This is a genomic window from Pseudoalteromonas atlantica (assembly GCA_007988745.1).
In the GTDB taxonomy this organism is placed as follows: Bacteria; Pseudomonadota; Gammaproteobacteria; order Enterobacterales; family Alteromonadaceae; genus Pseudoalteromonas; species Pseudoalteromonas atlantica.
The window spans coordinates 143,399-163,145 of the sequence record BJUT01000001.1 but is presented as its reverse complement, the minus strand read 5'-3'; the positions used below and the strand labels follow the sequence as shown (position 1 = coordinate 163,145).

General features: G+C 39.1%; 16 protein-coding genes and 1 pseudogene. 6 read left to right on the top strand and 11 right to left on the bottom strand.

From position 1 onward, the window contains the following. Positions 1-39: 39 nt before the first annotated feature. Positions 40-909: a LysR family transcriptional regulator gene (locus tag PAT01_RS00705; RefSeq protein ID WP_029774426.1), complete on the bottom strand. Its 870-nt coding sequence runs from the start codon at positions 907-909 to the stop codon at positions 40-42. A gap of 131 nt (positions 910-1,040) precedes the next feature. On the opposite strand from PAT01_RS00705, the gene PAT01_RS00700 reads away from it, so the two are divergent. Both PAT01_RS00700 and fghA read left to right on the top strand, forming a co-directional pair. After that, positions 1,041-2,162: an S-(hydroxymethyl)glutathione dehydrogenase/class III alcohol dehydrogenase gene (locus PAT01_RS00700; protein ID WP_004587830.1), complete on the top strand. Its 1,122-nt coding sequence runs from the start codon at positions 1,041-1,043 to the stop codon at positions 2,160-2,162. Positions 2,163-2,230: 68 nt separating this feature from the next. Next, positions 2,231-3,073 (top strand): S-formylglutathione hydrolase, encoded by an 843-nt coding sequence (gene fghA, locus PAT01_RS00695; RefSeq protein ID WP_055253436.1) that lies wholly within the window; start codon positions 2,231-2,233, stop codon positions 3,071-3,073. Here fghA and PAT01_RS00690 read toward each other — a convergent pair. Beyond that, positions 3,027-3,401, bottom strand: coding sequence for a hypothetical protein (locus PAT01_RS00690; protein ID WP_054982436.1), 375 nt, complete (start codon positions 3,399-3,401; stop codon positions 3,027-3,029). The genes fghA and PAT01_RS00690 overlap by 47 nt on opposite strands. A 158-nt stretch (positions 3,402-3,559) precedes the next feature. Then, positions 3,560-5,053 (bottom strand): BCCT family transporter, encoded by a 1,494-nt coding sequence (locus tag PAT01_RS00685; protein WP_154944391.1) that lies wholly within the window; start codon positions 5,051-5,053, stop codon positions 3,560-3,562. Positions 5,054-5,281: 228 nt separating this feature from the next. Here PAT01_RS00685 and PAT01_RS00680 point away from each other — a divergent pair, with 228 nt between their 5' ends. Next, the gene (locus PAT01_RS00680) at positions 5,282-5,698 is read left to right on the top strand and encodes an MgtC/SapB family protein (RefSeq protein WP_004587826.1); all 417 of its coding nucleotides are present in this window, start codon (positions 5,282-5,284) and stop codon (positions 5,696-5,698) included. Between the two features lie 169 nt (positions 5,699-5,867). Beyond that, positions 5,868-7,051, top strand: a pseudogene (locus PAT01_RS00675) (DUF1624 domain-containing protein). A 60-nt stretch (positions 7,052-7,111) separates the two neighbouring features. Here PAT01_RS00675 and PAT01_RS00670 read toward each other — a convergent pair. The 3 genes from PAT01_RS00670 to PAT01_RS00660 all read right to left on the bottom strand — a co-directional run bounded on the left by PAT01_RS00670 (position 7,112) and on the right by PAT01_RS00660 (position 12,834). Next, on the bottom strand, positions 7,112-8,137 hold the full coding sequence (locus PAT01_RS00670; protein WP_138578158.1) for an energy transducer TonB: 1,026 nt from the start codon (positions 8,135-8,137) through the stop codon (positions 7,112-7,114). Between the two features lie 392 nt (positions 8,138-8,529). Then, on the bottom strand, positions 8,530-10,338 hold the full coding sequence (locus PAT01_RS00665; RefSeq protein WP_154944389.1) for a CBM96 family carbohydrate-binding protein: 1,809 nt from the start codon (positions 10,336-10,338) through the stop codon (positions 8,530-8,532). 588 nt (positions 10,339-10,926) lie between these two features. Beyond that, a complete protein-coding gene (locus tag PAT01_RS00660) occupies positions 10,927-12,834 on the bottom strand; it encodes a beta-ketoacyl synthase (protein WP_154944387.1) in 1,908 nt (635 codons plus the stop codon). A 124-nt stretch (positions 12,835-12,958) separates the two neighbouring features. Here PAT01_RS00660 and PAT01_RS00655 point away from each other — a divergent pair, with 124 nt between their 5' ends. Then, positions 12,959-13,969, top strand: a complete 1,011-nt coding sequence (locus tag PAT01_RS00655; protein ID WP_054982430.1) for a GlxA family transcriptional regulator — start codon at positions 12,959-12,961, stop codon at positions 13,967-13,969. A 28-nt stretch (positions 13,970-13,997) separates the two neighbouring features. On the opposite strand, the gene PAT01_RS00650 is transcribed toward PAT01_RS00655, so the two are convergent. The 5 genes from PAT01_RS00650 to PAT01_RS00630 form a co-directional block, all read right to left on the bottom strand. After that, entirely contained in the window at positions 13,998-14,654 is a 657-nt protein-coding gene (locus PAT01_RS00650; protein ID WP_154944385.1) for a hypothetical protein, read from the bottom strand. 69 nt (positions 14,655-14,723) lie between these two features. Beyond that, complete coding sequence (locus PAT01_RS00645; RefSeq protein WP_154944383.1) at positions 14,724-15,830, bottom strand: hypothetical protein; 1,107 nt, start codon at positions 15,828-15,830, stop codon at positions 14,724-14,726. 103 nt (positions 15,831-15,933) lie between these two features. Then, positions 15,934-16,446, bottom strand: coding sequence for an MgtC/SapB family protein (locus tag PAT01_RS00640; protein ID WP_029774420.1), 513 nt, complete (start codon positions 16,444-16,446; stop codon positions 15,934-15,936). Between the two features lie 16 nt (positions 16,447-16,462). Then, a complete protein-coding gene (locus PAT01_RS00635) occupies positions 16,463-17,572 on the bottom strand; it encodes a GNAT family N-acetyltransferase/peptidase C39 family protein (RefSeq protein WP_154944381.1) in 1,110 nt (369 codons plus the stop codon). A gap of 4 nt (positions 17,573-17,576) precedes the next feature. Beyond that, positions 17,577-18,971: a RimK family protein gene (locus PAT01_RS00630; RefSeq protein WP_154944379.1), complete on the bottom strand. Its 1,395-nt coding sequence runs from the start codon at positions 18,969-18,971 to the stop codon at positions 17,577-17,579. 305 nt (positions 18,972-19,276) lie between these two features. Here PAT01_RS00630 and PAT01_RS00625 point away from each other — a divergent pair, with 305 nt between their 5' ends. Further along, positions 19,277-19,615 (top strand): zinc ribbon domain-containing protein YjdM, encoded by a 339-nt coding sequence (locus PAT01_RS00625; RefSeq protein ID WP_096041827.1) that lies wholly within the window; start codon positions 19,277-19,279, stop codon positions 19,613-19,615. Positions 19,616-19,747: the final 132 nt, after the last annotated feature.

Here is a 19,747-nt window from a genome sequence, read left to right as displayed (position 1 = left end):
ATTTATAAATCTTATACTTGGCTATATTTTAAGCGCGCTTTATTCAAGCCCAGCCACTAAATAATCAAGTAATACTCTTACGTTGGTGGCAACAAACTGACGCGGTGGGTAAATTCCCCACACGCCTTCTTGATCCGGCTGATAAGAAGTTAATACTGGCACAAGCTCGCCCGTTCGTAGCTCATTTTCAATGTAATAATTTGGCAGCTGCACTATTCCTAAGCCTTTTTTTGCACCATCAACCAATGCCCAACCACTATTACAGCGCAAGCGACCCGCAATTTTAATGTGTTTATCGCGGCCATTTTCGTTTACTCGCCAGTAACTGCTATTACCAATTAAACATTGATGTTGGTTTAGCTCGCCTAGGGTATGAGGCTCACCTACTCGGGATAAATAATCTGGGGAGGCACACATTATAAAGCGCCTAGCACTTAAACGCCGTGCTCTGTGGCTTGAATCTTTTAAATGCCCTAACCGAATGGCTAAATCAAACCCGCCTTCGAGTAAATTTTCTTGCTCGTTAGAAAGCGTAGCAATAACTTCGACCTCAGGATGAGCGTGCATGAAATTGTGCACAATGGGCATAATAAAAGTTTCACCATACATAACTGGTGCTGTTAATTTAATTTTACCTTTAGGCGTTGTTTGCTGCGTTGCTAAGCTTTGCGTGGCATCGTCCATAGCGTGTTGTAGTTGCTTAGTTTGATGTAAAAAGGCTTCACCTTCTTTAGTTAATACCACTTTGCGGGTTGTACGGGTGAGTAACTGGGTATTTAAACGCTGCTCCAGCGCCGTTACATGGCGACTTATATGGGCAACCGACAACCCCAGTACATTAGCCGCTGCTGTAAAACTACCCTCTTCACCCACTGCTATAAATTCGTCTATGCCATCCCAACGCGCCATTATTACCATACTGTAAAAGTGTTTTAATAAATCAGAGATTATCATTATTTGAGAAACAAATACAATAGAGCCATCACCCAAACAAATTGGGTCTACAATTGTTATTTAAAACCACTACAAAGGATAAACACATGTCTGAATTTATAAAATCAAAAGCAGCTATTGCGTGGGGTCCAAACCAACCTCTAAGCGTTGAAGAAGTTGATGTGATGATGCCTAAAAAAGGCGAAGTAATGGTAAAAATTACCGCTACTGGTGTTTGTCACACTGATGCATTTACTTTATCAGGTGAAGATCCTGAAGGTATTTTCCCAGCAATTTTAGGCCACGAAGGTGCAGGCGTTGTGTATGCAGTGGGCGAAGGCGTAACCAGTGTTGAAGTAGGCGATCACGTTATTCCACTTTACACCGCTGAATGTGGCGTATGTAAAATGTGTACTTCAGGCAAAACTAACCTGTGTTCAGCAGTGCGCGAAACACAAGGTAAAGGCCTAATGCCAGATGGCACTACACGCTTTTTTAAAGACGGCCAACCAATTTATCACTACATGGGTACGTCTACTTTTTCTGAGTACACAGTACTTCCAGAAATTTCACTCGCAAAAGTAAACAAAGAAGCGTCGCTTGAAGAAATTTGTTTATTAGGCTGTGGCGTAACCACAGGTATGGGCGCAGTAACAAACACTGCAAACGTAAAACCAGGCGATACCGTGGCTATTTTTGGCTTAGGTGGCATTGGTTTATCGGCCATTATTGGTGCAAAAATGGCAGGCGCGGGTCGCATTATTGGTGTTGATATTAATACCAGCAAATTTGACCTTGCAACAAAACTTGGCGCAACAGATTTAGTAAACCCTAAAGATTTCGACAAGCCAATTCAAGAAGTGATTGTTGATATGACCGATGGCGGTGTTGATTACTCGTTTGAGTGTATTGGTAACGTTGATGTAATGCGCTCAGCACTTGAGTGTTGTCATAAAGGTTGGGGTGAGTCGGTAATTATTGGTGTAGCTGGTGCTGGCCAAGAAATTTCAACCCGTCCTTTCCAACTAGTAACTGGCCGTGTATGGCGTGGAAGCGCATTTGGTGGCGTTAAAGGCCGTTCACAGTTACCTGAAATTGTTGAGCGTTACATGGCAGGCGAATTTGCTCTTAACGACTTTATTACGCATACCATGAGCCTTGAAGAAATTAACGATGCGTTTGATTTAATGCACGAAGGTAAAAGTATTCGTACAGTAATTCACTACTAATACGCTATTGGTAACCTATGTATTAAAAAGTCGTAATACTTAATTGTTTGCGGCTTTTAAGGATTTTTATGTTAGAAAATATCTCAAGTACAAAAGTAGCAGGTGGATGGCACAAACAATATACCCACACTGCAACAAGTACCCATTGCACAATGCGTTTTGCGGTATTTTTACCACCTGGCGCAAGCGAAACAAATAAAGTGCCAGTACTTTATTGGCTATCGGGTTTAACCTGTACAGACGAAAACTTTATGCAAAAAGCCGGCGCATTTAAAAAAGCGGCTGAGCTGGGTATTGCAATTGTAGCGCCTGATACAAGCCCTCGTGGTGATAATGTCCCTGATGACGACAACTACGACTTTGGACAAGGCGCAGGATTTTACGTAAACGCAACACAAGCACCGTTCAATACACATTTTAATATGTATGACTATGTAGTTGATGAACTGCCTATGCTTATTGAACAACACTTCCCAGTAACCAGTACTAAAGCAATTAGTGGTCACTCTATGGGCGGGCACGGCGCTTTAATGGTGGCACTTAAAAACCCTAAAGCGTTTGTTAGCGCTTCGGCCTTTAGCCCTATTGTTAACCCAATTGACTGCCCATGGGGCGTGAAAGCATTTACGGGTTACTTAGGCACTGACAAAGAGCTCTGGGCTCAATACGATTCGTGCGAATTGATGAAAAAAGCGCAGCAGGCTGATTTTCTCCCTATGCTTGTTACGCAGGGCGAAGCCGATGGGTTTTTAGAGGAGCAACTTAAGCCACAAAATTTAGCGGCTGTTGCTAAAAATAAAGGTTACCCGCTTAGCATTGAAATGCAAGCTGGCTACGATCATAGTTACTTTTTTATAAGCAGCTTTATTGACCAACACTTATCATTTCATAGTCAGTTTTTAACTGCGTAATCTCATTAGTGTGTAGATCAGATTTATCTACTTCTACACACTCTTTCAATACTTTACTCACTTGCCTACACACTTGTACCGTATTGCCCTCACCTTTTACTAAATTGATCAGCAATGAATCTATTTTTAACCCTATATCGGTAAAACTAAACCCGTTTTTGTCTTTCGGTAGAGGTTCGAGTGGATTTTTATAAGGCTCAGAGCGAGCTGGGCTATTACTATATTTATTGGCGCGTGCATTTGACTGTGCCTGTCCATCAATTATAACACCAGCGACTGTGCAGCCACTTAGGTAAATAACACATAAACATAAAGTTAGCGCTCTCATGACTCATCCTGATCAAAAATATTACCTAAATTATAAACATCTTTAAAAATAGTATTGTAAAAATATGTATACCTGTTCTATATACTTAATTTTGAACGGCCTAAGCGTACAATTTAATACAGTGCGTCATCCTTTTATTAATAAAATGGGTTTAAGCCCTAATACTTAAATTCACTTATACACTCTTTTATAAAGCCCACCAGCTGTAAAATAAAAATAACTAAAAACGGTAAAGCGCCAATAATAGCAATGGTTCTGTTTAGTGGCTCATTATTTTGTACCAGTAATATAAAGGCACAAAGCCCAAGCGCGAGTGACCAACCATAAATACTCCATGCTTTTGCCTTTTTGCTATTTGTTAAATCACGTATTACTAATATGGCCGAATCGGCTGAGGTAACCACAAAAATAAGCAACAATAACAAGCTTGACCAAATAAGTACGGCGCCTTGCCAGCCTAACTGCTGAAAAAATATAAATAGCCCTTGGGTATAGTCGGCTTTAATGGCATCTAAAATACCGGCATGGTAGGTTTTATCCCATGCGATAGCTGAGCCCGAAAACACACTAAACCACACAATAGTCACAAGCGTAGGTAGCAAAACTACGCCCAATATATATTGCCACACTGGTCGGCCTTGGCTAATTTTAGCTAAAAACACGCCAACAAAAGGTCCCCACGCTAACCACCAAAAATAATAATTGTAGGTCCAGCCATTTGCCCACTCGGGGTTATTAAGTTGACTTTGTAATTGCCATGCCCCTGTAAAAATAAGCCGTAGGTAATCCCTTGTGCCCTCAATGGCAATAGCCATTATAGGCTGTATGGGCATTAACAAAAGCAGCCACAATAAAAGTAAAAAAGCTAGCCAAACATTAAACTTACTCAGCGTTTGAATACCTTTTTTAAGCCCAAGCTTGGCCGATATTGTATACAGCAATACAATTAAGCTGATTATGATAAAACCAGATACAAGCGCTGACTCTATCCCTAAATTTATTTCAATTCCCTTGCGTAGCAATAACGTAGAGTTTGCAATTGTCCCAACCACACCAAAAAAAATGGCAAGCACGGCCACTAATTTAACAATAAAGGTAAGCCTGTTTTGGTATTTTATATTTATAGCGCCTTTTAACGCACTGATTACCGGTGCGCTAATATCACCACTGCAATGACTGTTTTTTGTTAAGCCACCTAACACAAGCCCAAATACAGCATAAAGAGCCCACGCATGCGCCCCCCAGTTAACCAACGTCAGCGCTAAAGCACTACTTACTTTGTCAGGGTAAAGTGTATGTTTTAAAGGAGAGTTAACTACATTCAACGCAGGTTCTGCAACTCCCCAAAAAATTAAGCCCGACCCCATCCCTGCGGCAAAAAGCATAGAAAGCCAGCCAAATAAGCCAAATTCAATACGGGCATTGTCACCGCCTACTTTTCGCCTCCCAAGCGGGCTTATGGCAATAACGATAACTGCAAGTAATAAAAAATTTACTAACAAAAAAAACGGCGCACCTAAAAAACTTAAAGCGTTATTTATAAGCGGTTGCAAATGATTAATAAGTAATTGAGGCGCCAAAAAAGCAATAGCACAAAGAGTAAGACAAAGTAATAACGCTATTTTTTCAAGCTTGGTTGTATGTAAAGGCAAGTGAAATACTGTTTATTAATGTTTAATAATAAAATAATACGCACTTTGCTTAATTAATTAAACGCATAGGCAGGGTTTATCTGTAAAAGCGTAAATTAACTATGTAAATGTTACCAATTAATCAATTAACGCCTCTCACATTTAAATTTAACACATTGATTTTAAGCAATAAAATAAGCTGGCCTGTAGGTTGCTATTAGTTTACACCTTTAACCAATAGAGACCATTATGGAAATTGATTTACAGTGGAACGAAATCATCGATAATTTAGTACACCTTGGCATTGCCTACATACTCGCCCTGCCTATGGCTTACGACAGGGAACGAAGCCACCATGGTGCAGGGTTAAGGACTTTTCCGCTTGTGGCAGTTGCCTCATGCGGCTATGCGGTAATTGCTATGTCAGTGCTAGAAGGTGCAGAAGCGCAATCTAAAATGCTACAAGGGATTATTACCGGCATAGGCTTTATTGGCGGTGGTGCAATTTTAAAAAATAATAAATCTACATCGGGTACCGCAACAGCAGCAAGCATATGGAATATGGGTTTAATTGGTATAGCGGTTGCCTACAGCCGTTACGAAATTGCTATTTTATTAGCTATCATTAATTTTATAACACTGAGGTACATTAAAAAGTTTAAGTAATGCTAAGGTGTACCATTATGAAATTACTAAAAAGAAGATAAATTGTGAGTAACTACTGCAACCTAAATTAATGTAATAAATCAAGGCGCTTGAAAGCGCTCAAGCTCGCATGACGATACTATATAACATATAATATCGGCAAATTTATTCAACGTATTTGAGCTTAATGATGTCGTCTCACTCTACAGCCCCTCGGTTACATCATATTGATTTATTGCGTGGCATTATCATTATATTTATGGTGATTGACCATGGTATGTATTATTGTCTTAATTACTCAGTAACCGATCCTATGGCGGTTCCGGGTACCAGCCCTGTTACTTTTTTCACCCGCTTTATTTCGCACTTTTGCGCCCCTTTATTTGTTTTTTAGCAGGCCTTTCAGCAGCTGTTACCGAGCATAAATACGCTTCAACTAAGGCATTTTCTTACAATTTAATTGTCCGTGGTTTGGTGCTAATCATTTTTGAATTTACCATTGTTTCGTGGTCATGGAGCTTTAACCCCGCTTTTCCAATGTTATACGCACAGGTCATTTGGGCGATAGGCTGGGGATTTGTCATATTAGGCTTATTACGTTTATTAGGCACTTATGCAGTGCTAATAAGTGCTTTATTGTTGGTGTTTGGCCATAATCTATTTGATGGCGTAAGCTTTGAGCCAAATACGTTCGCACATACACTTTGGTCTATTGCACATCAAAAAAATGTACTTGAACTACCTTTGGGCTTAAAAATGAGAACAACTTACCCAGTTGCGCCCATTGTAGGTTTAATGGCTTTAGCCTACTGCGCGGGGGTATATTATAAAAAACACCAGTACAAAGCTCAGGTGATGAATTATGCAGCTATATTAGGTGCAAGCTGCCTTGCTTTATACACTGTGCTGCGCGGTTTTAATTTATACGGCGACACTTCAGTATTTACTATTCATACCAATACTATTAATACTGTTATGTCGTTTTTAAACCCGACAAAATACCCACTGTCATTACAATTTATGTTGCTAACCGTGGGCCTTGGGCTAATTGCGCTTAAACTTTTAAGCCATGTTAAAGCCGACTTTTCTCGCAACTTTTTACAAGTGCTTGGTAAAACCAGTATGTTCTCATACCTTGCACATTTGTATTTATTGCACGCTGTCGCTTGGTTGCTTATCCCTGTTTTAGGACTTAGTTTTAGCGATATGACATACGGTGACACATTAGTAGGCCTTCCACCGGGGTACGGTATGAGTTATGGCGCAACTTTGTTATTTATAGCTGTGGTTATAGGCTTAACCACTTTACTTGCAAAACGCTATTTAGGCTGGAAGCGCAATAATAAGCACACTCTAATTGCTAAATATATATAACAAAAACCCCACATAATATTGTGGGGTTTTTATTTAAATGCTTATTACCAATAAAATACTTTATAAAAAGCTTTCACCAGTTTGTTTTAAAGTAACCGTTTGCGCCTGTGCACTTTTAATTAATAGCCCACAACGAATATCATTTTTTGAAATTAATATTTTATCAATCTCGTTGGTATTATAATTAACGACTTTGTTTTCACAGCGAAGTTGTACTTTAGATAACGGTTTACTCGCACTAAGTTCAACCGTACCTTTAGAAAGTAAAGGTAAAACCGCTTTTTCAGACTCAAGCGTTATTTGTTGATTTATAGCGCCAGAGTTTTTATAAATGTCATTCACTTGTGCAAGTAATTGCGCTCTATTTTCCTCGCTAAACGTTATTGATTCAATATCACCTAATGCATCAATTGCATCGTAAGCACGTACGTAGTCTTGTTTTGAAATAAACCATTGTAAGGCATTTTTAATAACGCGTTTTTTTATTTGATCCGGTAAGTTATCTCTAAACAAAAAGGCTTCATAAATTGACTTATCAAAGCTTTTCCAATCTTGCACAAAGTAGCTATGTTGGCTTTTAAGCCAAGCCAGTAAAACTATTTCGACTGTGTTTTTAGTGTGTTCGTTTTCAAGCTCAGTAATATACGTTTTAGCTTCATCGTACTTTTTATCATCAATAAGCTGGCTGGCTTTCTCATAATCGTCAAAAAACGCCGGGGATGCCTGATCGTTAGAAAAACTAGCATGTACATTTTGCGAGCTTACCGTAATAGTTTTCGCCGTTGGCACGGCACTGCCATTTATCTGTGCACTTTTATAATTAAGCTTAGAAACATAATCGAGAGCTTCTCGTTGATATTTTTTTTGACCAAGCGAAGCCACAATTTCGATATCACTCACCTGGCCGTTTTCATCAACCACGTAGCTACTTAAATTAATCCCTTCTAACCTCGATGCACGCGGCGAGGTATTAGTAAGCTGGTCGTAGTTTTTATTAATAATTTCAGCAGCTACAAAATCATCTGCTGATACTGATAAGTGAGTAAAGGTTGAAGCGAGAGAAAGTGCTAGTAAAAGTTTTTTCATCGATATATCCATCCTAGATTATGTTTCTATTATAAAAACAAAGGTACTCCATAAATGCAAGTTAATCCATAAAAAACACGTCATTTTTTAATCAACTTTATACCAATCTGCTTTATTAAGTGAGCTATTATGAGGCTGGAAAAACGTGTTTGTAGCTAGGTAAAAAATTCGCTATTTAATTAATCTAATTGAGAATTTTAACGCTTGTAGCGACATGTTTAGCCGCGCAAAATGATTGAGTATTACGGATTGGTATTATTATGGCTTTTATAAAAAACACAGGCATAAAAAAAGGCGCCTTAAACAGCGCCTTTGCTACACGTTGCTAAGTAAATAGTTTAAATCAGTATTCATTTTTATGTAGCCGGTTACCCTAAATTTTAATACTAATTTTACTCTTGGTTTTTCCATACTTTGACATAATCAACAAGCATTGTGGCCACAAAATCATCATCAATATTACGAGTATTACCGTCCCATCCACCGACTTGTAATGATAAGATCACATATGAGGGTAAGCTGCCAATCCGCTCGCTTTCATGTTCCCATACTTTTTCACCATCGATATACATTCCAACGTAATTAGGGGCCCAATGCATACCAAATAGATGAAAGTCATCTTCTGTTTCATTAAGGTAAAGTTTATCTGACTCTACTGATGCATGTTTACTACCGTATCCATCCCAATGTAGAGCAGCCCAACTGACACCGCCGCCCCACACGCCTAAATACTCCATAATATCGAACTCCATACCCCTACCAAAAGTGGTTGATGTATCGCCCCACACATCTTTAACCAATAAAATAGGCTCCTCGCCATAGTTTTTTTTAGCATACTCACCACCACGAACTGTTGCATCATCAGTTATTCCTATATTTGTGTCATTAACAACAAGTACAGGCCTATCAGCTGAGTTTTCTGCTTCATTACTGAATATTTCTAAAAGCTGTTTTCTCATATAGTTATCGACTAAGGCAAAGCTGGCATCACTTCCCGCATTTTTCTGCTTTTGAATATAATCAGTAACATCAACCTCAATAATATCACCAGATGAAGCACCATAACGGTGAGTAAACCAAATGGGGTCAATCTTCGGCTTTGTATCCCACGTTAATGTACTCTGAGACCAATCACTCGAAAGTGTTTTATGTACTGCAACACTGCTTTTATTTGTTGCTTTAGAGACCTTGAGCTTTAGAAGTGCTGAGTCAACCGTATCTGATATATCATCAAGACTAAATTTTAATAAAGCTTGGCGCCTATAAGTATCACTCCCATAAATTCCTTTATCAGCTAACAGCCAAAAAGCAGGCCACGTACCATGTATTGAGTCATACTTAATCTTGGCTTCGAAGTATCCATATTGCTGCCTAAACTGACCAAAAGTACTGATCTCAGCCCCTTTATAATGATGCGTTTTATCTCCTTGACTAAAGAGTTCTCGCTCGGCTTTGAACATCAGCATACCGTTTTCAACACTAATATTTTCACTTCCTGCATTAGCAGCAATGCCACTCATACCTAAGTATTGCTTGCCAACTTTCCACTTATCAGGGTTGAGGGTGTTTTGGTTAAAGTCATCTTCAAAAGTAAGTACCCAATTCCCTGGCGCCGGAGGGTTAGTAGTTACAATCGATTTATTCTCTTTAAAGTAGACTGAATCCATATAAAATATACCTGTACCGTAAGGGCCCTGAATACCTACTGCGAGTACATTCTCTCCTTCGTTTAAGTTAAAGTGTTTAAGGTGTATTTGAATTGTATGCCAAGTGTCATCTGAGTAGTCATTATGTCCTGGCTCGCCATTAATGGTCCAAAACTCGCTATTAGAATCATCTAGATTTATCTTTAAAGAGTTTTCCCCCCTACGAAACATAAGGGTCCCTTTACTACCTGACTTTCGGTATATTTTTGCTTCGAGGATAGTATCTTCGTATGGCGGTACTTGTGCAATGCGCAAACCCGATTGGGTCCAATGATGGGCTGACATTACGATTGCTTTATCGCCATCAGCTACTGGTTCATCTATCTGCGTTAAGCTTGATTCACTGGATGAAGTAGACCACAAAGAGGTGCCATTTTGGGGGTAATCATCAAATAAAACGGTTTCAGCAATACTAATGTGCGGTAGAACCAACAAAATATAAAAGCTAAGTAAAAACTTACCTTTTATCCGACGAATTTTTAAGGTTAATTTCATTGCTATTCCTAAACTAATTAATAATTTGAATATTTACCTAAGCAGAAATTAATCATTAACTGTTCAGGCGTACGTTAAATTTACAAAGGGTTGTAAATAAAGTTCATAGCCAAATTAGTAATTATTTAATTGTAGGAGTAGTTTTGATATGGCTTATCTATTAAAAATAGTATGGAACATCGCTAGTGTTTTTCAATTATTTTTATTGTTTAATACTAATCATAAGTTATTAATTTTATCTTTTTTAAACTTGATATCATAGAGTTAAAAATATAATTAAATTTTTATTAAAGTGTGTTTTTACTGCAAGAAAATACTTACTATTTATTCATCAATCTAATCGTTGCTTTAACGGTTATGAGCTATAAAGCACCTCTTAAACTCATATAAATGATCACATCTGTTAGTAAGTAGAAAAAACTAAACCAGCGTGATTCGCTATTATTTACAATAAACATTGTCAACATCTAGGTAAAAATTCACAGCAGTATATTTTAATTGCAAAACAGAACACACCGTAGGTTTAGCTGATTGAAAAGATGAAAAAAAGGCGCTTTAAACAGCGCCTTTGGATTCAAGTATGTGTGCTTAAAACATATCTTGATAGGAGTTGGTTGTATTAAACGAAATTGCTTTATCAAAACCGGGAAGCTCTATGCTGTCCTCGCCAATTACAATGTCGTTATCGTCAATGGCGCCATCACCAAAACGATATACTAATTCGTACTTACCAAGGTCAGCTTGCGCTTTATAGGTATTTTGCGAAGCAACAACGGATGTGTTTTTATCAGCGTAATCACTCAGCGCTTTTTCACCATGGCGTTTAGCAAGCATTTGTAGTGTTACTTTAGCGCTTAGTACAGTAGCAGTGGCGTTATTACCGCCAAAACCTTTTGAGTTTATAAAGGCTATGTCCATATCGCCACAATCGTAGTGGCTGTTACGTATATCTAAGTGTTCAGCATAAACATCGTCGGCAACTTTATCTATGGTAGTAATACCCGGCATAATATTATGGCTAAATACACCCAGCGCAATAGCGAGCTGATCGCCACTGGCGGGGGCAATTGTATGCCCTACATAAGCTTTTGGCGCCGTCACTTTCCAGCTATCAATGGCAAACGTTTGTGCCACTTTATGGTAAATAAGTGACTCTGTTACTCTATTTTGCGGCGTGCTAGAACCATGCGCTAAAATAAAGCTGCGCTTTTGTAACGCCTCTTTACCTAATAAACTTGTTGCAAGCGCTGCAGATTTGGCCATTGTAATGTAGTTACCAGGGCCCGGTGAGGTGATTGATTTTTTTATACCATCGGCATTTACAAATACATCCGGTACTGAGCCCATAATGTCTGCACCTAGTTCAAGTGCTAACGCATCGTCCATTAAAATGGCCACTTGTGCGCCTTCACCTAATGTAAAACCACAGTTTTCGCCAAATGGACGGCTGCTTTTACGGTAATTTGGCTCTTGTTCACTGCTTAAATTATCTAAACGGCGCAGACCTTCAACATTAGCAAGGGCGCTCATATTACCAAAGCCTTCTACTACTTCAGGCGTAATAGCGCATTCAACACTTGCTACCACCGCAACACGGGTGCGCCCTGCTTGAATATCGTTTACTGCAGCGCGTAAGTTATATAAAAATGTGGCACATGCACCCGAGGTAGAAAACGTAGTACCTACATTACCTGTAACGTAGGCGTTTATAAAATCAGTCGACATCGTGTTTAAGCCAAGTGCTAATTGCTTTGTACTAACACGATCGCCCTGCTGGCGTGCTTTAACTAAACCGCCTAATCCTTTGTCGTCCATTTGGCCAATAACCGAGGCTGAATAAGTACCAATTTTATCTGGCTCTACGCTATTCATTATGCGTTGCCAATCAAGACCAGTTGACTTAATAGCATCGTTTGCAGCAAATATAGTGGCTTGCAAACCACGTGGCTGGTAACGGCTGTTATACATTATTGATGGATCAAACCCGGTAGGAAACTGACCTGCCGATTTAATTGGGTTATCACGGGTAGAATCTAATTTTACATCTAGCTCTGCCGCTATAGTCACTTTTACTTTTTTGCCTTCAAGCTCTTGAACTTTCCAACTGGCAGGCACTGGGGTTGGTAAATCGCGTGCGCGCGTTTCAAACACAATTGCGTTTTCATCAGAAGACTTTAACGTCATCTTTTGCTGCCAAGGCGTGGCATCTGCATCAAAGTGCTCTTTTTCAATTTTACGAATAAGTGTGCCAGCAATAATTTGCTCACCAAAGCGTGCTTCTATGTCGCTTTGCTCAACATTATTACCGTTTGTGTCTTGTAATTGACCATCAACAACGCGTACTAAGTTCATTAATGTGGCGAGGCCTAAAAATGTTTCACTACGAGCTTGTGCGTTTAATGCGTCTAACACGATACGGCGGTAACCTTGATGAAAAGAAGTACGGCCAGCGGCGTTAATACCACCCATGCCTACTATTACGGGTAATGCTGTCATAATTAACCTTTAAAACGTGTTATAGGAGAAGCAAACAGTTTAATTGGATTAACCACAACACTTTGTGCTTTAATAGCCAAATATTCAGCATTAAAGGCCAAAAAGTACTGGTCGGAGCATTCACATGCATAAAAAATCAGTAAACCCAGCGTTAAATATTGCCATAGCAGTGTACCCGCATTTACTTATTACCAGTTTAACACTGCCTATTGAAATGCTAAGAGCGGGTGAGGCTTATGCAAAAGGCCATTTAAGCCACACGGACTTTAGACCGCTTAGTATAAATTTAATTGCTAAAAATAATGAGCCAATACAAAACCGTACTGGGCTTGCCATAGTTCCCGACTGCACCACACACAACGCGCCCTACAACGACCTAATTATTGTACCTGGGATTTGGCGAAACCCTCGTCCGGTCGTACGTACTAATAAAGAAGTGGTTGAATGGCTACAAGAAAGCTTTGAAACCGGCAGTCATATAATTGGTGTAGGCACGGGTAATTGCCTAGTTGCAGAAGCGGGCTTACTTGATGGGCACCCTGCAACAACCCACTGGCATTACGCCAAACAATTTAGCCACGACTACCCGTTAGTGCGCTTAAAGCCCGACTTTTTTATCACCCAGTCAGAGCGCATGTATACGGTGGCAAGTTTAAATGCCCTTGCCGATGTGATCGTTCATATTATTAGCCAATACTATGGCAAAGCCGCTGCGCAACATGTAGAGCGTAACTTTTCGCACGAGGTACGTAAACCATACGAAGATCAGCGCTATCTTGAAGGCGCAGTTGACCGCCATCCAGATGAACTCATAGCGCAAATTCAGTTTTGGCTTAAAACTAATTTAGCCAGCGAGTTAAACTTACAAGAAGTAGCCGCCCAATTTAGTTTGAGTTACCGTACATTTACCCGCCGCTTTAAGCTTGCGACTAATCAAAGCCCTATAGAATATTGGCAACAATTACGGGTAGAAGGCGCTAAAGAGTTATTAGCTTCATCTAATTTAACGATTCAAGAGGTAGCACTTGAGGTCGGCTATAACGACCAAGGCCATTTAACCCGCGTATTTAAAAAAGTGCTTAGCCAAACGCCAAGCGAGTACAGAAAAGTAGTACGAAGAAAATTATTTGGTTAATTTTCACCTTGTAAATATGCACAATGAATTACTTAGTTTCGATAAATATATACGAAGAGGCGAACCAAACAGGTAATTTTTTAGAGTCCTTTAATTTATTTTTTATTGATAAGTCAACAGAAGCTTCGAATGCTAAATAATATAAGCCCGACCTTTCAATTTCAGTAAAAAAAGATAAAGTCTTTTTTACTCCAACAAGCAGATGTGCCTTCTCTATATATTTTTTATTCTGAGAATTTTTATCCTGAAGTCTAGAGTATAGAAGTGGGCTTAACGACGACTCCCCTTTCAATTTATCACCTTTATACTTAGTCAGATAAATTTTTAAAGGTGATTTCACCCAAGACATACGAACATCATTGGTCCCTGTATTTTTAATAATTACATTAACTATCAAGCCTACGTTCCCATTTGGAAGGCTAGTTGTTTTTAAGTCAATATCTATTACGCTGGAATCAACCCCATTAATTTTATTTTGTAAATCTGCGAGCTCTGCCTTACTTTTAGATAACTCGGCTGTCGTTTTCTTTAACTCAGCCTCAGCTCTATCTTTTTGTAAAAGTGTATCAAACGTATGATAAGCCCAGAAACCAGAAACAACTAAACCAAAAGCTATAACAATAAATTGAAGGGTCTCTGCCCAGTTATCTCGCCATGGTTTTTTAAATGCATCAAAAAAGTTCACTTGCAGCCCTACATGTTCATAATAGAAACATTTTATAGTTATATTTTAAGTTAATTATTCGGTTATTAATTATAGAATCAGCTTATTAGAAGGCGTAGCCTCACCAAAACCATCATCTAGTTCCAGTAACGCCTTATCTGCTTTTTTTATCTTTAAATTTAATTCACTTTTACTATTACTAAATTTCGTTTCTATTTTTACTGCTTCTACTAATTTAGCTATTTTACTACTGGGGACTGTCATATCAGCTTTAATCTCCTCTGCAACAGAGATCTGTGTATTAAATAATGCAGCAAAGGCAGCTGCAAAATAAATATTTTTTATAAAATCATTTGTATTTAACTGAAGATACTCAACACCAGGAGACATAAACGCATGTTGAACTGTCAGTTCATAGTTGAAAGTACTTGCGTTATCATTTAAGAAATTATGAAAATTATCTAAAGACGCATCATTCTCTCCGTTACATGTCTTCAAAAAAGAAGAAAGTAACTCTAACTGTCGATAAGTGATTGATAAATTGGCGACTTCATTATTTCCTAAAGCTTTTTCTGAAGCAATATTAACTGAACATCTAACTTCATCATTAACTAAATGGATTGGGAAAAGCCAATGATTTAAAGCTTGGATATGCTCACTTTTGTTTACTCCAAATACAGCACCAGTATTTTTTAAACTTCTTTCTAAAGGATAAGGAATCTTATCTCTACTTTGGCTTCTACCCCAGTGGACGTCGTATCTTAAAGAAAAATCACAAGTCTTTACATCTTTTACTTTCACTAGATCTGTTAATTCTATTGATTGGTCACTAAAATAACAATCAGACTTAATAACGCCAGCAATAATACGCTCATCGTTTACACTAATGACAATATCATTCTTTTTGATATCTGTGATAAACCGTTTTATCTGAGCGTTTTTATTACCTACCTGACTTTTTGATTCCCCTTTTTCAAGAAGAAACTTCTGATGTGATGAAATTATTTTTGATTTTTGTTCAATGGAGAGGAAGCTAGTGTCTTCTAATGCAGATAGATTTAGCATATCAGCATGACCAATTGCTACAAGATTATTTTGAACGAAATGAGAAAAAAAGTGAGCCCCTACTCCAGCCCTAACGACCCAATATTTTCTATCTTCGGGAACTGGAAAAACATCTATACAAATTCCTTGCATTCTTAATACCTTTAATCCATTAAAAAGCTAGTTTCTCATTAATCTAGTGTTCATGTAAATAAATAAATTCATTAAAGTAAAACGCTACTTTAGTGGCGTTAAATCAGTGGCTTTCTGGGTCGTTAAAGTCTTTTCGGTAGTAACGTTTTTGATAATTTTTTACTTTAGTGTGTACGCCTTTGCTTAGGCTTTTAAATTTTGCCTCCAGTACATCTACACCGTATAAAATACCAACCACCAGCACCGAAAGTTTAATGGCAGCACCTAAATTGTCGGTGGCTATCATTACGCCAATTGAGGCAAGCACCCAAATGGTTGCAGCAGAGGTTACCCCTACTACAGCGCCGTCTTTTGCAAGCATGACCCCTGCACCTAAAAAGCCAATACCTGTAATTATCTGCCCCACTACACGCGAATGATCAATCACATCGCCTTGTAAGTTAAACGCGGTTGATAAAAACAAATACGTGCCCAGCGTTATGAGCGCTGAGGTACGAATACCCACAGGTTTACCGCGCAATTGCCGTTCTAAGCCAATTATTGCACCGCAAAAAGCGGCGGTGCCAATGGCTGCCCACGAATAAGGCGCTACATCAATTAAATCTAAAAAAGTCACTCTTAACGAAAACCTATTAATTATTAGCAATGGCCACCGCGGTTCTTAAACGTTGGCTACCAAATGCTGACATTTTACTAAAATCACTGCGCGCTATAGGCACGTACTGGCAATCTATTGCGAGCTGTTTGTCACTGCCTGGCTCGCAAAATGGGTCATGAACATACACGCAGTGCTCATCAAGGTGGGTAACACATACCCAATGAGGTGATTTTTTACCATCAAACCGGTATGTGCTAATTAGTAACAGCACACTAAAGCCTTGGCTTAACCACTGTTCAATATGCTCAAGCTCTACATCTTTATAGCTAAGCGGTATATTTGCCTGCGCTATACCCTCTACAAATTGTTGGTGTACTGTTGAAAGCACCACTTTTTTGTTTTCATTGCGTACACCATCTAAAAACAACGGCTCTGTGGTATTTACCATTACCTCGCTTTTAAAGCCGCGTTTATTAGCCGCCAACGCTAAACCAAACGGATGGCAACCACCGTGGCCCGATGTCATAAAAATAGTGGTGCCTTCGCGCCAAAGTGCCAGCTCATGTGATTGGCTAAGCTCCGTTGTTGGCTCAAGTGCCCCCATTGCCATTAATAACGCCGCTGGCCCACAGGTAAACTCGGTAGTTTGCTGATACCATGGCGTTAATCGCGCTACTTTTAGCTCACTCGTTTGGCGAATATTTTTTTGCATTCGCAGTGCATCACTATGATCGTCATAATAATCGCTATATTGACCAAACACTCTGTAACCCAAGCTTTTGTAGAGCCCTATCGCACTTTCGTTATTTACCGCCACTTCTAAACGTAAGTAAAGTCGCCCACGCTCGCTGGTTTGTTTTTCAAGCGCAGCTAATAGCATTTTGGCAATGCCTTTGCCTTGCATTGTGGGTTTTACAGCAAGCGAATATAAACGCGCTAAACGCGTGCCTTTATGGCACCACACCAGCCCATAGCCGCATACTTGCTCGCCATTATCGGCAACGAGCAAAATACCGTGCTTAGCATTTAACCAGCGCTTTAAGCTACGCGGGCTCAATTTATCGTTATTAAAGCAAGTATTTTCAACGTCAATCAATGCGTTTAAATCACTGCTAAGTGCCTGTCGAATAACAAGGTTACGCATGTTATTACCCACGGCCTCGCGCTTCTAAACGTTGTTTAAATTCGTCCATAATGATCATGTATAGCTCGTCGCCCAAATAGCCATCTTCTACTTTGTGATCAATGCTTGGATTATCATTTACTTCAAGCACATATGCTTTGCCTTGATGTTCTTTAACATCTACGCCATATAAGCCTTTGCCCACAGTTTTACATGCTTTTAAAGCGGCATCTAACACAACTTTTGGTAACTCAAAGGTAGGTAGCGTTTCAAAACCACCAGAGAAAAACCGTTTAGCATCATGATTATAAATTTGCCAATGATTACGCGCCATTAAGTAGCGGCACGCATAAATAGCGCGGCCATTTAACACACCTACTCGCCAATCGTATTCTGTGTACATGTATTCTTGTGCAAGTACCAATGCGCTATATTCAAACAGCTCGGTTAGCTTAGCTTCAAGCTCACTGCGGTTTGCAACTTTAAACACCCCTTTAGAAAACGACCCTTCAGGCATTTTTAAAACCAGCGGATAGGTAAACGACTCTTCTAATTGCTCAAGCGTTTGCGCTGATTGATCAGCCACTACAACCGTTTTTAAGCTCGGCACTTTTTGATAATTAAACGCATCGTGTAAATACACTTTATTACAACAACGTAGAATAGATTCAGCATCGTCAATAACCACTAAACCAAGGCTTTGCGCTTTACTAGCAAGGCGATACGTTGGGTGGTCAATTGCTGTAGTTTGGCGAATAAATAACGCATCAAACTGGGCAATGTTGTCTATTTCATCAAAACTGAGTGCTTGCGCATTAATACCATGCTTAGCCGCTGCTTTTATAAAACGGGCAATAGCATCTTTATCGCTCGGTGGTACTTTTTCGTTATGATCAACAAGTATTGCCATATCCCATCTAAAACGGCGCTGCACATTGCCAATGCGCCATTGTGTTTGGGTAAACGTATTTAGTTTTGCTACAAAATTGCTATATTGTTCCTCGCTTAAAGAACTTAGCGAACCCTGTTGCAATAAGCCTTGCTCATCTACAAATAAAATAGGCGCTGGGTATTGTTTAAATACCGATTTAGCCGCTTTACTTTGTAATTCGTTTAGCGCATTACCAAAGTAAATTTCGCCATCAATTTGACCCACATTTAACATAGGTGCTTGGCCGCCTCGAAGCGCGTTTATTGTTTTAACACTGGGTAACACCTGGTGTTTGCGGGCCTCAGCAAGCAATGAGCAATAGTAACCCTTACTCAAGTATTGGCTTGAGTCGCATAAATTAATAATGCGGGTTTTAGGTTCATTATGTTTTGGGTAATCACGTAAGTAACTATTAAACGTAATCACATTTTCGAAAGATTGAGCAAGTGTTTGCTCGTTGTTATCAACCACTATTAAGGTTTTAAACACGACTTTTCCTAGTTAAGTCAGAAATATAAAAAGCATGCCTAATAAAATACTCAGCACTATAAATAGAAACACCCATCGTACTAAGTGGGCATTGCGCGTATCACTTAATACGATGGGTGCTTTAACAAATACCTACTGTAAGTGTTAGCGCTTAAATTGCTTAAGCGACATCTGCTTTATATGCTCTTTTTAAAAACCACACAAACGAGATATTTTTAGCGTGAAGATAAAAAATATTGATTAACTATATTTTCCTATTAATGCAGATTAAAATACGCAAAATTAATATTTTATGAGCGTTATAAATGTCACACCCTACCTGCCCACAGTGCCAATCTGAATATGTTTACGAAGACCAGCAACTGCTTATATGCCCTGAATGCGCCTATGAATGGAACCCAAATAGTACAAACGATGAAGACGCAATTTCAGTTAAAGATGCCAACGGCACCTTACTTACTGATGGCGATAAAGTAACCGTAGCCAAAGATTTAAAAATTAAAGGCAGCTCACAAGTTATTAAAATTGGCACAAAAGCGGTCGTAAGGCGTGTGCTTGATAAAAAAGATCACGAGCTAGATTGCAAAGTAGATGGTATTGGCGAAATGATGGTAACAGCGAAGTTTGTGAAAAAGGCTAACTAGTTGGGTAGGTCGGATAAATGGCGAAGGCATGCCATCCGAAGCGTAATAAAGGCCGAAATTATTTCATTTAACAAAAACTTTTGTACAAAACTAAAGTGTATTATGAAGCTATAGCTTTGTCGGATGGCGCTT